Raw genomic sequence first — 14,428 nt, forward strand, 5'->3', positions numbered from 1 at the left:
CGGTCCCGCCCAGAAACGCACCACGGGCCGCCGCCGCGAAGAGAAAACGGCTATCGCCGTGATAATCACAGGCGGCAAAACTGTCAAACTAACGCGGCCAGCCCACCCAAGAGTGCCGGCGAAACGGCCCCTCTGTCAGAAAAGAGGATGGCCGCATGAGGACCTGAGGGATGGTCATTTCGGCCCGAATGACGCCAAGTCTCATCGCGAAAAAACGACGAAGGGCGGCCCCTTTCGGAGCCGCCCTTCGTGTTGTTCAGTCAGCGGAGGGCACGGGACTCGAACCCGCAACCGGTTGCCCGGCACCTGAATTCCAATCAGGCCGCTAGCCAATTCGCCTACCCTCCGTTTTCTGGGCGGTCTCGCCTTGGCTTCGCCAAGATCTCGCCTCGCCTTGGGCGAGCTTCCGCTCGCGGGCGGAATTCTAGCCGAAGCGACGTCTCGGTGTTAGCCGAGCGGAGCCGGAACCAAACGCTGCCTGGGCGGTCTCGACTTGGCTTCGCCAAGATCTCGCCTCGCCTTGGGCGAGTTCCCGCTCGCGGGCGGGATTCTAGCCGAAGCGAAGCGTCGGTGTCAGCCGCCAGCGAATCAGTCCATCACCCGGGCGCCTTGGATCAAGGCGATGAACTCTTCGTTGGTCTTGAACTTACCGAGCCTCGTCGTGAGTTGCTCCATGGCGTCGATCGGGTGCATCGTGCTGAGCGTGCGGCGGAGCATCGTCGCGGCGTGCAGCATCTCTGGCGGGAGGAGCTTCTCTTCCCGGCGGGTGCCCGACTGATCGATGTCGATCGACGGCCAGATGCGGCGGTCGGAGAGACGGCGGTCGAGGACGACCTCCATGTTGCCGGTCCCCTTGAACTCCTGGAAGATCAGGTCGTCCATCCGGCTGCCGGTGTCGATCAGCGCGGTGCCGACGACGGTCAGCGAGCCCCCCTCCTCGAACGCCCGGGCGGTCGCGAAGAGCTTCTTGGGGATGTCCATCGCCTTGATGTCGACGCCGCCCGACATGGTGCGGCCCGTGTTGCCGACCCACTTGTTGAAGGCCCGCGCCAACCGTGTGATGGAGTCCATCAGCAGGAAGACGTCCTTGCCCATCTCGGCGAGGCGCTTGCAACGCTCGATCGTGAGTTGAGCGAGGCGGACGTGCGATTCGACGTCGCAGTCGAGGCTGCTCGCGAGCACCTCGCCGTTGACGCTGCGTCGCATGTCGGTGACTTCCTCCGGCCGCTCGTCGATGAGCAGCACGATGAGGTTCACGTACGGGTAGTTCTCGGCGATCGCGTTGCTGATGTGTTGCGTCAGCACGGTCTTGCCGGTCCGCGGCGGAGCCACGAGCAACGCCCGTTGGCCCTTGCCGAGCGGGCAGAGGAGGTCCATCACACGGGTGGTGAGGGGCTCGGCGCCCGTCTCGAGTCGGTACCACTCCTGCGGAGTGATCGGCGTCAGGCTGTCGAACGCCTTGACCGAGAGATAATCGTCCGGCGTCAAGCCTTCGACATCCAGCAACTCGCGCATCCGCGGGCCTTGGTCGCGGCGTTGCTGCTGCACCATGCCGCTGAGGAGGATTCCCTCGCGGAGGCCGTACTTCTCGATGATCGTCCCGGGGACGAACGGGTCGGTCCGTTCGCGGACGAAGTTTGTCGAGGGGTCACGGAGGAAGCCGTAGCCGTTGGGGTGCATCTCCAGCACGCCCGAAGCGGGGACCAGGTCGGCAGAAACCTGGAAGTCGCCTTCCTGGTCGTTCTGCTGGTCGTAGCCGCCACCTTGGCCGCCACCCCGGCGGCGTTGACCACGCCCGCCACGGTACCCGCCGCGGCCGTTGTTCTGGCCGCCGCCCTGGTTGTTGTTTTGATTGTTGTTCTGGTTGTTATTCCGGCCGCGGAATCGGCCGCCAGATCGCTTCTTACTCGCCATCGCCATAAGGGGGGAAACACTTCAAAGGAGACGCCCGCCTGACTGCCTCGCCACCAAGGGCGATCGGGGTCAAACGTTGCGTCGGAGGAGTCGACTTTTTTCTTCTTGAAAGATCGCCGTGGGGGGAGATCGCGGCCGAACGCGGCCGCGGTGCAGAAAGACGTCAATTTGAGACGGTGGGGGCGATTCGTTTCGCGTCAGAAGGCGTCCGGTTGCGCTATCGAGGCGGCGTCGGTCGGCCTAGCGAAGGGTTCGCCCAGCGGCATCCTGTGCTGGCGGTAGTGAGAATCGTTTCGAAACGAAACTCACGGTGTCTTAAAGGGCTCGTGGACAATTCCACAGACGGAGCAGGCGTCCTGCCGGTTCTCCTACGAAGCAAGCGGCCTTTGGGATCGTGCGTTCCTACTAAGAACGTGACGGTCAAACGCGACGTCACGCCGTTCTAGGGGACGCCCCAAAGATCTGGTAGTAGCTGTCCGGCCGGACCGCCTCGCAACTTTCAACCACTCAGGAAACCAATCCATCGGGTCCGCGAAACAACGGGCCGGGCGTTACGAAAGAACAAGCTCGGTTGGACCACCGGAGCCACGTCACCCAAAAGGGAACGCAGCCAACTGGACCTCACCGACTCTCGCAGCGACGGTTCTCCAACAAGTCGGCACGCGCCGAGGTACTGGTGTGGTAACCGAACGCTTCCGATACGGCAAGCGTTGGTGCTCGCCGCGAGCTAGCTTGGGCCCCGAGAGGACCCGACTCGAACGATTCTCTTGGGCGGACTCTCCATGGAGTTCCAGCGAAGACACTCGGAGAGTATCGCCACCGGGCCAAGAAGGCCACTCGGTCGTGACGCACGCGAGTCGGTTGCTCTCATCGTCCCGGCACACGGTCAAGGCAAGGCAGCTTACGAAGAAGCTTGGCCTATTTCGCCACAATAACCGGGCTGAAGCGGGGAGAGCGACAATCCACCAGTCAATACGGACTGGCGGGGGGTATCCCGGCGACCCTTGCAAAGGAAACCGAACGCAAGGGAAACCGTCTTCCGTCGCAACGAGGCGGAAGCACTCGGGACGCGTCACTTCCGGGAGTATTCCCCCCCAATGCAGGCCTGTCAAGCGCAAGAGTCAGCACTTTTGCCCCTTCGCCGGGGGGAGCGACGCGCCGTCAGCACGATCCTCCCAATCCGAAAACCCCGAACAATCCGTCGAAATCGCACAAAGACCGGCCCGCCAGCGGCCGATGTACAGACTAGGCGCGGATCGGCTCAAGCTCACCGTCGAGTCAGCCGTGCCCTCCTGTTTTTCTACGAAATCGCCCGTCCTGGGGTCTCCGCCATGCGTGCTTTGGTTTGCAACTCGGTCGCTCTTTGGTTGGTCGCGCTCGGCGTGACCTCCACCCTGGCCCAATCCGAGGGAATGCCTTGGCGGTCCGACTACCAGGCGGCCCGCGCCGAAGCCCAGCAGACCGGCAAGTTGTTGCTGGTTCACTTCTGGACCGAAAGCTGCGGCCCGTGCAAGCTGCTCGACGCCCGCGTTTTCAACCAGCCGCAGGTCGGCATGGCGGTCAGTAACGAGTTCGTCCCGGTCAAGGTCAACGCGAACGAAGCGCAGCAGCTCGCTCAGGCCTACGGCGTCACCCGTGTGCCGACCGACGTGGTCGTCACGCCGCAGGGGCAGGTAGTCCAGTCGTTCGTCAGCCCGGCGACCCCGATGGAGTACATCAGCGCGACCACCCAGGTCGCGGCCTATTACCACACGCAGTCAGGGCAGGCGTACGCCGCGGCGACCGCCGGCGCGCCCGATTCCGGGTCGGCTTTCCAGTCGAACGCGACCACGACGCCCACCAACGCCGGCCCCGGCGATTCGCAGGCGAACCCTGCCTACGCATCGTTCAACCGCCCCGCCGCGGCCGCTCCGGCGACCACCATGGCGAGCAATCCGTACGCCAGTCAGCCGACAACGGCGACGCCTCCGACGACCGCGGCTCAGCAAGCCGCCGCGCCGCAAGCCAACCAGTACGCCGCCGCGCCGCAACAGCCGGTAGCCCCGGCGCCCGTGGCCCAGCAGCCACGCCAGCAGGTCGAGCCGGTCATGGCCAAGACGACGCCGGCGCTGCCGCAGGGGAGCCCCGCCCTGGGCTTCGACGGCTACTGCCCCGTCACGATGAAGAATGAATGGCGTTGGGCGAAGGGAGACGTCCGCTGGGGCGCCATCCACGAGGGACGCACCTACCTATTCGCCAGCCAGGAAGCGCAGCAGGCCTTCTTGAGCAAGCCGGACGCCTACAGCCCGGTGCTGGCCGGCTCGGACCCCGTCGCCGCGGTGGACCAACGCCAGAGCGTGCCGGGCGTGCGTGAATTCGCCGTCGAGTTCGAGGGCCGCTTCTACATGTTCTCGAACGAGCAGACGCTCGAGAAGTTCTGGAGCAACCCAACCGCCTACGCCCAAGGCGCCCAGCGGGTTGCTTCGCTACCCGCCGACGCGGCGTTTATCCGCTAGAGGCGGGGCGATTCGATCGGGGCGGCTTTTACCTTACTCGTCGCGCATCGAACGCTGGAGCTTGATGACCTCGGCGCGGACATCTTCCAAGCCGGGGTTCAATCGCAACGCCCGCCGGAACGAGTCGAGCGCCGCCACCGGGTTGTCCTGCATCAGGTAGCACTGGCCGATGCCGGCGGCGGCGGCGAAGTGGTACGGGTTGATCTCCAACGCCTGATGGCAGTTGCGGATCGCGGCCTCGTACTGCGAGAGGTGGAAGTGCGCCGCCCCCCGTTGCCGCCACGCCTCGGCGATCCAGGGCGACTCGTGGATCAGGTCGGTCGCCATCCGGATCGCTTCGTCGTAGCGCTTCGTCAGGTTCATCCGCTCGATGCAGCGGAGCGTCAACCGCTGCTCGCGACTGCCGACGCGGCGCCACAGGTCTTGGACGGCGTTCTCGGCGATCGTCCGGACACCGCGGTCGCGGTCGGTCAATGCGCGGCCGACAACGGAGTTCGAACCGTAATCTCCCATGAAGCCCAGCGCCAACACCGCCGCGCGGCGGCCGGCTCGATCCGACATCTGGGCCAAGCGCTCAAGCGTCGGGCACGTGTAGGCGCCCGCGACTTCTTTGATGAAAGTCGCCGAGTCTTGATCGTGCAGGTACCGCTCGTAGGCGGCGACGATCAGTGGCGGCTGGAGGGATCGGTCTTCCACGGATCGAAGCCTTTCGGTTCTTGGCGTTCGGGCTCGGCAAGCGATCCAACGCTCACTGCTCGCCGTCGGATTGGTTGGGCCTTGCTTCGTGCCGCTACGAGTTCGGTCAGGGGCGCGGGGCCGCAAGCCGTCTGGCGAGGTCCCACAGGGGCGTGACCTCTCCTGCAGTCCCGAGTTTAATCAGGTCAGCGATCCGCTCAATCAAAAAGAAGTGACCGCACGAAAGGCGATCGACTTGACCAGTTTTCGCTTGACATTGGACGGGGCAAAGCGTCTGTGCGGCGAGCCGCTGCGTCGCCTCGTTAGGCTGGCGACGCTGTCGCTGCTACTCGCCCCCGTAGCGGCCGCCCAGCAACCGTCCGTGCTCTTGCTGCGACGGCTAGCGACGCCGGCAACGCTGCACTGGCGCGACGTCCCCACGCGCGACGCGTTGCGACGCTTCGCGGCGGAGACCGCGACGCCCCTCTGGATCGATCGCCGTACGGACCCCCGCACGACGATCGATCTCTCGTCGAACGGCGAGCCGATCGCAGCGCTGCTCGACGCGATCGCCGCTGAGGCCGGGCTCGGCGTCGCGGCGATCGACGGGATCGTTTACGTCGGACCTGCCGACGCGGCCGCCGCCCTGCCCCGCTTAGCCGAGCAGTGGCGCCAAGGCGCGCCCCGCGGGATGCGACGCGCCAACAAGATGGACTGGCCCCGGCTCACGTCGCCAAAACAACTCGTCGAACAGATCGCCGCCGAGGCGGGCTGTCAGCTCGCTAACCCCGAGGCGATCCCGCACGACCTCTGGCCGGCCGGATCGACGCCCCGGCTCGCCGCGGGCGACCGCCTCACGCTCGTCGCCCTCGGCTTCGGACTCCGCTGGACCCGCGACGCCAGCGACGCCAACACGATCCGGCTCGAGCCCCTCGAGGCGGCGTCCCAAGAGCCGCCGGCGTCGCTCGCCTCGCTGCTGAAGTCGGACGACGGCGTCGTTGGCGAAAGCCGTTACTCGATTCGCGTCGTGGAACAACCGGTCGTGCCGGTCCTGCGACAGCTTGCCAATCAACTGGGACGCCAACTGCGCGTTTCCGACGCCCTTAACGATCCCAATCAGCGCGCCAGCTTTGAGGTGCGTCAGGCGACGCTTGAAGAGCTCCTCGCCGCCATCGGTGAAGCGGCCGGCCTGGACGTCTCGGCGACCGACGAAGAGATCCGCGTCTCGCCAAGATGACCGGCGCGCGGTGATCCAACGGCGTGTGGCATTACATCGATGTCAAACGCAGCGATGTCACAGCGCAAAAAAACCGGTTGGCCCTGAAGGGGACAACCGGTGAAGAAAGTGGAGGCGGCGGGAATCGAACCCGCGTCCCGCGATCGCTCCACGGGAGCTTCTACGTGTGTGTCCCGTGGATTTGATTTCGCACGGCGGGCGCCCTCACGGACCCGGCTACCGCCGCACTAGCTCAGAACTTTTTTAACTGTGACCGTACTGGGCGGTGAATCACAGCGGTCCGGAGGGGGTTATACGTTGCGTTGGAAGCTTCCGGCGAGCGACCAGGCTACGTCGCTGGAACTAGCCTAAACTAGGCAGCGAGAGCGTAGTTACCTTCGGCAATTGAAGGTGTGTGATCGGCTTTTTACGTGGGCCACCGATCAACCACGACACGCCACTCACGCTTCGACAACCCGGTCGAACCCAGTTCGCCCCCAGGATAGCCCCGGCCGCCGTGACACGGCCGACACCTTATCCTACACGCACGGGGGCCTTGAGAGAAGGCTGTCGGCGCCGGTAGACGCCGTCCGACGGGTTGGCGAAACTAGCCGGCTTATCGCCGCTTCTTCACTAGCTCCCGCCCCGCAAACGAATCTGCCGATGGCCACGCTCCCACCGTTCCTTCTTAGTGGTTTCGCCGACGAAGCCTCCGCGACGAAGCTGATCGGCGAAGAGCTGGCGGCGATGGCGGCCATCGGCCTGCGGCGATGTTCGTTGCGGTTCGTCGACCTGGGTGACGGCGTCAAGAACGCAATGGCCCTTACGAAGAAAGAGGTCAAGCAGGTCCGCCAGCGGCTCGACGACTTCGGCCTCGAGGTCGCGACGCTCGGCTCGCCGATCGGCAAAGTCAAGCTCCTCGATGTCGAGGACGGCACCTCCAACCAGTACATCCCGTTCCCCAAGTACCTCAAGCAGGATGTCGCCAAGGCGTGTGACATCGCTGCCGGTGTGGGGACCAAGCTCGTTCGAGGCTTCTCTTACTATCACCCCAAAGGGACCGAGCCAGGTGATCACTTGGCGCAGGTAGTCGATCAGCTCGGACAGATTACCGAGGCGTGCGCCGCCGCCGACTTGGTCTTTGGACTGGAAGTCGAGGCTAACCTCGTTGGCCAGACCGGACAGCTCTTGCAGCAGATCCATAAGCAAGTGAACCACCCGGCGATGGTTCTGATCTATGACGCCGGCAACCTGCTGGCGCAAGGCTACTCGCCCGACGAATCGTTCGCCGAGTACGAGGCGATGAAGGCGGGCCTCGGGTGGATCCATGTTAAGGACTACCGCCCCATGAAGTCGGCCGCGCGGGGCGGGCACATCGACGAGGACGCCCTCAAGGACTTCTGCCCCGTCAGCCGCGGCAGTGGCGTTTACGAGCGTGTGCTGCGGGACCTGGCCGAGACGGCTGGCGGCCCGATGCTGAAGCGGATGAAGAAGATCGGCTTGCCGGGCGTGCTGCTCGATCTCGAACCGCATGTCCGGGGCGGCGGCCAATTCGGTGGCTACAGCGGCGCCGACGGCATGGGGATCGCCCTGCGTTCGCTCTGCGACCTGATCGATTACCTCGGACTGTCGCACGATCTAAAGACGGCCGACGATCTGCTCTGAACCTTGCGAGGACATCCGCCGTTCTCTGCGTGTCCTCTCTACTCTCCGTGCTCTCTGTGGTGACAAATGGCTACCAAGCACCGTATCGGAATCATTGGCGTCGGCGCCATCGCGGGGATGCACGCCAAGGCGTTGGGCGACATTGAGGGGACCGAGCTGGTCGCCGCCTGCTGCCGGTCGGAAGAAAAAGGCCGCCAGTTCTGCCAAAAGTACGGCGGGGAGTGGTATCCGACGGCCGAGGCCTTGCTCGACGGAGCCAAGCCCGACGTCGTGACGGTCTGCACCCCGAGCGGCGCGCACCTCGAGCCGGCTATCGCGGCGCTCGAGCGGGGCATTCATGTCCTCTGCGAGAAGCCGATCGAGATCAACCTTGAACGCGCCCAGCAAATGATCGACGCCGAGCGGGCGTCGTCGGCCACGCTGGGCGGCATCTTTCCGCAGCGGTTCAACCCGGTTGTGGTCGCGGCCCACGACGCCGCCAAGGCGGGCCGTTTCGGCAAGCTCGCTGTGGCCAACGCCTACGTCCCTTGGTGGCGAGACGACGCTTACTACGGCCCCAACCGGTGGCAGGGGACCAAGCAACTCGACGGCGGCGGCGCCCTTATCAACCAGTCGATCCACGCCATCGACGCGATGCTCTGGCTCGCCGAAGCGGCCGGCGCCGGCCGGGCGGTCGAGGTGTTTGGCTACACGAGTCTGCTCTGCCACAACCCCGAGCATATCGAGGTCGAGGACGCGGCGGCCGCGACGGTGCGGTTCGCGAATGGCGCCGTCGGCGTCATCCTCGGCACGACCGCGATGTGGCCCGGCGGGGCGATGCGGTTCCACCTGGGCGGCCGCGACGGCACGATCGAGGTCCACGAGCAAGAGCTCATCACCTGGGCGTTCCGCGACGAACAACCCGATGACGAAGCGGTCAAAGCCAAGTTCACCAACAAGGCGGGCAAGGGGGGCGGCGCCGACCCGATGGCGATCGACTACTCGAACCACACCCGCAACCTAGCCGACTTCTTGTCGGCGATCGAGGCGGGCAAGCCGTCGTCGATCGACGCCGGCGAGGCTTGGAAGGCGCTCGCTGTGATCCGGGCGATTTACGAATCGGCCGAGTCGGGTAAACCCGTCACGGTGGCGACCATTGGCTAGGTTGTGCTGACCTTCTCCTGGCGACGTCGTCGCCTCAGCTCCCTCCCCTTGATGGGGAGGGTCGGAGAGGGGTGAGGAACCCGGGTACCAGGGACGCCCCCCTCCCCCCATTTATCCGGGGAAGTGGCCTCCCCACCAGAGGGAAGGGGATTTGGCGACGCTGTCGCCGTGCGAATGTCTACACGACCGCTGGCGTTTCTCGCCGGCGGAAGACCAGCGCCAAAGCAATCAACGCCCCGGCGACGGCGAACCCAGCCCAGCCCGTCTTGCTGTAGATGCTCGTGCAGGCGCCGATCGTCGCCAGCGTGACGGCGACGCCGAGGATCGTGTTAATCGCGACACGTTTGCCGCCGGTTGGCGTGGCGTCGCCGAGGACGCGGCGGTTGTTCATCAGCATCAAGAACGTCACGTAGGCGATCGGCAATAGGACCATGCCGAAGACCGACGTCGGCACCGCGAGCCAGAACATCGCCTTGGTCCAGACGAACGGCGCCACGGCGCCGAACGCCAACGGGATCAAGGTCCCGACAAAGTGGACCGCCCCGCGGTGCGGCGCGCCGAAGATCTCCGCAAAGACATAGCCGTTGATCAGCATCAGCACAACGATGGTCGATAGCGCCATCGCCAACACGCCGACGCCGAACACCAACTGGGCGACCGCTTTGCCCGTGAGCGGCGTCAAGGCGTCGGCCAGGTCGTCGGCGTCGCGCTGCACCAGGATCGCGGCCATCTTGCGGTCACTCGGCGAGAGGGCGGCCCGCTGGGCGACGATCTCGTCGCTCTTATTCCACTCGGCGACCGTCTCGGCGCCATGCTCCCAAGCGAGCCTCCGGTCGAGCAGGCCGAGGTAACTCCCGGCCGCTTTGCCGGTGCTGACCGCGGAGACCGCCGCGGCGGTCGGTTCGGCCGTGACGACCCCCTCGTTGTACTTGCCGTGGAACTGGGCGGCGGCCGCGATAACGACACAGCTCGTGGCGATGAGGAACGGCACGAACAGGCCGATCGCCAGGTCGAACGTCGCCAGGCCGCGGAACTTCTTGTCCCACCCGCGATCGAGCAGCGAGTTGGGCAGCAAGAAGGTCATGTTGATGCCAACCGCCGTCGCGACCGCGGTGAGCATCACGTCCTGCCGCTCTGATTTCACCAGGCCCGCCCAGAACGACCCGGCGTCGCCCGTCGCGTCGGCGGCTTCTTGCAACGCGGTGGGGACGCCCCCCAACGAGGCAAAATTGGGGATAAAACCGCGGAACACTTCGGACCAGTCGATGCCGCCGACAACGCCGGTGAGCTTTACGACCACGCCGATAAAGCAAAGCACGATGACGCCGACGAGGACTTTAAGAATGCTCTCAAAGACCTTCATCCCGCCGCCGCCCCGTTCGTAGGAGATGATGGTCAGCAGCGCCGCGACGCCGAGCAACGTCACCGCGACCGCCTTTCCGGTGGGGCCGCCGAACAGGCCGGGCGCCAGGTTCTGCTGGAGCGCCGCGGTGCCGAGCGAGAACTGCGGCAGGCACCACACGACGTTCGCCATCAGCGTCGCGATGGCCCACGCCCAACCGAGCACGGGATTCACCTCTTCGACCACTAGCCGGAACGGCCGGCGCCCCGTCGAGAGCGTCACATAGGCGATCGCCGAGAGCATCGCGACGCCCAACAGCATCGCCAGGGGCTGCAGCCACATCATGCCGTAGCCGCTCAGCACGCCCAGATAGAGCCCGCCGGCGAGCGAGCCGCCGCCGAGCGTGATGGCGCTCTGCAGCCAGCCGGGCCCCGACATCCGCAGGTAGGTCCCCGCTTTGGCGGCGGGCCCTTTGTCGGCAACGGCCTCAAGGGCGGCGCGGTCGCGATCGAGACGTGAGCTTTCAGACATGCGGTCGGTCGGATTGACAGAAATAGCGAGAGGCGGTGAGAAGAGACCCGTTGCGGCGTTAAACTAAACGAAGCGACCCCCTGACGCCAGATTCACCGCCAACCCCCGAACCACTCCACCGATGCGATTCGCCCTCTGCAACGAGACTTTTGCCGACCGCCCCCTCGCCGACGGTTTTCATTTAGCGGCGGAGATCGGCTACACGGGGATCGAACTAGCGCCGTTCACGCTTGGTGATCCCGCCGCTCCGGGCGGTGGTGAATTGCGGGACGCCCGGCAACTCTCCGCAAGTGACCGCAAAAAGATCAAAGCCGCCGCAACCGACGCCGGCCTCGAAGTCGTCGGCCTCCACTGGCTGCTCGCCAAGACCGAGGGTTTTTACCTGACGTCGCCCGACCCCGCTGTGCAGCAGGCGACCGCCGACTACCTGGCCGCCCTCGCCGTTCTTTGTGCGGATCTTGGCGGCAAGGTGATGGTGCTCGGCTCGCCGCAGCAGCGCAACCGGCTGCCGGGCGTCTCGCTCGAAGAAGCGACCGACCACGCCGCGACGGTGCTGGGGGCGATGCTGCCGGTCTGCGAGGACCGCGGCGTGACGCTCGCCCTCGAGCCGCTCGGCCCCGCCGAAGGGGACTTCCTCAACACGGCCGCCGAGGCGGTGGCGCTCGCCGACCGGCTCGGTTCGCCCGCCTGCCGGCTCCACCTCGACGTCAAGGCGATGGCGAGCGAGCCGACGCCGATCGTCGACATCGTCACCGCCAACGCCGCCCACACGGCCCACTTCCACGCCAACGACCCCAACCTGCTCGGCCCCGGCATGGGCGAAGTCGACTTCCCGCCGATCTACCAGGCGCTCGAAGCAACCGGCTACGACGGCTGGGTCTCGGTCGAGGTTTTTCGTTACGAACCGTCGCCGGAAGAGATTGCACGGATTAGCTACGCGAACCTTGTCGCCGCGGGATAGATTCGCCGCGCGACGGTTGTCGGGCGAACTGCTGTCGGGCGAACTGCTATCCAAACAAAATGCCCGGCCGTCATTTCGACGGCCGGGCATCGTCTGAATCGTAGGGAGCTAGGAAGACCTAGCAAACCGCACGGCGGCGGATCAACAAAAGGGCCGCGCCACAGAGGCTAACCAAACCGGTCGTCGCTGGTTCTGGAACGAGATTCACAGTGATCTCGTCCACCTGCGCGATGCCTGTCCCCGTGCTCGTCATGAGGATACCAAGCGTGCCACCGACCGAGGCGGGAGTCGCTGCGATCCCAACCGGATCAGAAAACTGATTCCAGGATCCGTTGTCGGGGAGACCACCCTGGGTGTAGGCGCCGATCACATTGGCGGGATTGTCGTAGAACAGGGTGGCCGTCCATTCGCCGGTGCCGGTCCATTCCCAATGCTTCGCATAAAAGCCGATCTCGTAAACGTCGCCTGTCTGAATGGTATAGGTGCTCATCGTGTAAGCAGAGTCTCCACTACTCATGAAGGCGGCGTGATCTTCGTGGGGGGCCCACCAAGCGCCTGGCCCTTCAACGCCGGCATCGACTATGGGCCCGCCATCCATCCAACCCGGGACATCAGCACCTGGGTTATCGAAACCGCCGATATTCGCCACACCGGCGTCGAAATCAAGGTTGTTGAACGAGGTGATAAGCTCTGCCTGGGCACTGGTCGCCACAACCAGAATCGCGGCCGCTACAGCGAACGGATTCGCTAGCGAGAGGCTTACTTCATGACGAGACATTAGCAATTGCTCCAAGATGTGAGAGGAGGACATCAGTTGACGAACGTCAATTCTCTAGGTTGATGAGCTGGGACCCGCCCCTGGATTCCTCCAGCAGAATAACCAGCCCGTCCTTCTGGCGGACCGAAAAACGGCATTTATTTTATACTTTCGCTTGGACTAAGCCGTCTGGCTGCCGGCCGCCGAGAGCGAAAAATCGCCGGGCCCCACCGTCTCCTACGGATTCCAACCCGAAGTAGCGCGACAATCGCCGGGCTAAACGATCCGCTGACCTGGGGAAGGGCCGAGAGACCGAAGGAGGCGAGCTAAGCTGCGGACCAACCAATCGGCTAACTCGTCCACAGCCCCAGCGCCGGGTTGCGGATGAAGTAGAACGGCTTGCCGTCGGGGGCGTCTTGCCAGCCATCGGCGAGGCTGTCGCTGACGCCGAAGGCGGCCATCGCCTCGGCGACGGGGCGGTGCTCGTAGCCGACGCTACGGATCTCTTCGGCGCTGAGACCGTCGCCCGTGCAGTAGGTGACGTTGAAGCGGCCCTCGGTCGAGCCGTGGATCAGGTGAGCGGCGGCGGAGAGGTTGGCGGCCAACTCGGGGTCGCTCTCCAAAGCGGCCAGCGTCCCCGGCGTGCCGCAGTAGCCGTGGCGACGGATCAGCATGTCGATCGTCTTGTCCTCGCCAAAGGTGTCGACCGCCGGCGCCAGGACAATCAGCTCGCCGTTGTCCGCCATCGCTTTGCGCGTGCGGTAGATCGCTTTGTTGCCGAGCCAGGTGGAAGTGAACTCGCGCGGGTCGAGCCACACGACGGCCCGGTCGATCGGCCGGTCGAGGTGGTTGAGGTTCCGATCTCCCGCCAAGGCGGCGGCCCAGTCGAAGCAGGCCGTCCCGGCGCCGGCGGTGACCGCGGCGAGCTGCGGGCCGGTCGGCTTGTCCTCGACGACGGTGAGCACGAACCGCACGTCGGCCTTGGGACGGACAAAGTCGTAGAACCCCTGGTTCATCAGCCGGCGAACCGGCGTATCGGAGACGCCCAGCACCTGCTCGATGCCGCAGACGGCGCCGAGGAAGTGCGACTGGTGCAGCATGCCGCCGCCGCCGCAGCCGATACAGACATTCTTGCTGTGGTTCGCGAAGCCGATCACCTCGTGCGGCACCACTTGGCCGATCGAGAGGGCGAGGTCGTACTCGCCGCTGACGATTCGCTTATTGACCGCCACCTCGACCGGGTCGTTCATCTGCCCCCCGGAGAGCTCGCCGAGACGTTCGCCCGGGATGACCCCTAGCGGCGTGAGGTCGTCGCGCCAGTTGTGCGCGATAAAGCGTTCCAGCGGAATCGCGTCGCCGAACATCATCCGCAGCTGCGCGGGCTTCATCGGGTGGTGCGTGCCGAGTGCCGGCATGACATCAATCGCGACGCGGTCTGACAGCAGCTTCCAGAGCGAGTCGGTGATCCGCCCCGCCTGCGAATAGAGCCGTGTGTGGTCCGGCGGCAGCAGCAGCAGCCGCTCGACGCCCGCCTGCAGGACCCACTTGTCGGCGATCCGCTCGACAATGTCCTCAAGGTCGCACGAGTCGAGCCCTTCGGGGCCCCCGAGGTCAGCGAGCAGCGACGGTTCGTCAGCGGCGTTCATGGGAGATGCGTTAGGAAGGGAGATAAGGGGATGAATTGGAGATGGGGGGATGGTATTTCGTGGGGCGGCGTTTCTTGGAATGG

General features: G+C 65.2%; 10 protein-coding genes, 1 tRNA gene and 1 other RNA gene. 5 read left to right on the plus strand and 7 right to left on the minus strand.

The features are described from left to right. Nucleotides 1-264: 264 nt before the first annotated feature. Both Pla108_RS15770 and rho read right to left on the minus strand, forming a co-directional pair. Nucleotides 265-347, minus strand: a tRNA-Ser gene (locus Pla108_RS15770). A 241-nt stretch (nt 348-588) separates the two neighbouring features. Further along, on the minus strand, nt 589-1,914 hold the full coding sequence (gene rho, locus Pla108_RS15775) for a transcription termination factor Rho (RefSeq protein ID WP_146445917.1): 1,326 nt from the start codon (nt 1,912-1,914) through the stop codon (nt 589-591). 1,331 nt (nt 1,915-3,245) lie between these two features. On the opposite strand from rho, the gene Pla108_RS15780 reads away from it, so the two are divergent. Further along, nucleotides 3,246-4,409: a thioredoxin family protein gene (locus Pla108_RS15780; protein ID WP_197526612.1), complete on the plus strand. Its 1,164-nt coding sequence runs from the start codon at nt 3,246-3,248 to the stop codon at nt 4,407-4,409. Between the two features lie 33 nt (nt 4,410-4,442). On the opposite strand, the gene Pla108_RS15785 is transcribed toward Pla108_RS15780, so the two are convergent. Further along, a complete protein-coding gene (locus Pla108_RS15785; protein ID WP_146445919.1) occupies nt 4,443-5,105 on the minus strand; it encodes a tetratricopeptide repeat protein in 663 nt (220 codons plus the stop codon). A gap of 235 nt (nt 5,106-5,340) precedes the next feature. Here Pla108_RS15785 and Pla108_RS15790 point away from each other — a divergent pair, with 235 nt between their 5' ends. Beyond that, entirely contained in the window at nt 5,341-6,321 is a 981-nt protein-coding gene (locus Pla108_RS15790; protein ID WP_197526613.1) for a hypothetical protein, read from the plus strand. 106 nt (nt 6,322-6,427) lie between these two features. Here Pla108_RS15790 and ssrA read toward each other — a convergent pair. Further along, nucleotides 6,428-6,799: a transfer-messenger RNA gene (ssrA, locus tag Pla108_RS15795) on the minus strand. 164 nt (nt 6,800-6,963) lie between these two features. Between ssrA and Pla108_RS15800 the strand changes: the two genes are divergently transcribed. Continuing rightward, nucleotides 6,964-7,965, plus strand: a complete 1,002-nt coding sequence (locus tag Pla108_RS15800) for a sugar phosphate isomerase/epimerase family protein (RefSeq protein WP_146445921.1) — start codon at nt 6,964-6,966, stop codon at nt 7,963-7,965. Nucleotides 7,966-8,031: 66 nt separating this feature from the next. Further along, nucleotides 8,032-9,108 carry a Gfo/Idh/MocA family protein gene (locus tag Pla108_RS15805; RefSeq protein WP_146445922.1) on the plus strand — a complete coding sequence of 359 codons (1,077 nt, stop codon included), beginning with the start codon at nt 8,032-8,034 and terminating at the stop codon, nt 9,106-9,108. Between the two features lie 178 nt (nt 9,109-9,286). Here the strand turns inward: Pla108_RS15805 and Pla108_RS15810 are convergent, their stop codons facing one another. Further along, on the minus strand, nt 9,287-10,981 hold the full coding sequence (locus Pla108_RS15810; protein WP_146445923.1) for a divalent metal cation transporter: 1,695 nt from the start codon (nt 10,979-10,981) through the stop codon (nt 9,287-9,289). Between the two features lie 121 nt (nt 10,982-11,102). On the opposite strand from Pla108_RS15810, the gene Pla108_RS15815 reads away from it, so the two are divergent. Continuing rightward, nucleotides 11,103-11,942: a sugar phosphate isomerase/epimerase family protein gene (locus Pla108_RS15815; protein ID WP_146445924.1), complete on the plus strand. Its 840-nt coding sequence runs from the start codon at nt 11,103-11,105 to the stop codon at nt 11,940-11,942. A 118-nt stretch (nt 11,943-12,060) separates the two neighbouring features. Here the strand turns inward: Pla108_RS15815 and Pla108_RS15820 are convergent, their stop codons facing one another. Continuing rightward, nucleotides 12,061-12,720 (minus strand): PEP-CTERM sorting domain-containing protein, encoded by a 660-nt coding sequence (locus Pla108_RS15820; protein WP_197526614.1) that lies wholly within the window; start codon nt 12,718-12,720, stop codon nt 12,061-12,063. Between the two features lie 329 nt (nt 12,721-13,049). Beyond that, nucleotides 13,050-14,345: a lactate racemase domain-containing protein gene (locus Pla108_RS15825; RefSeq protein ID WP_146445926.1), complete on the minus strand. Its 1,296-nt coding sequence runs from the start codon at nt 14,343-14,345 to the stop codon at nt 13,050-13,052. Between the last annotated feature and the right edge of the window lie 83 nt (nt 14,346-14,428).

It is taken from the genome of Botrimarina colliarenosi (genome assembly GCF_007859955.1).
Taxonomy (GTDB): Bacteria; Planctomycetota; Planctomycetia; order Pirellulales; family Lacipirellulaceae; genus Botrimarina; species Botrimarina colliarenosi.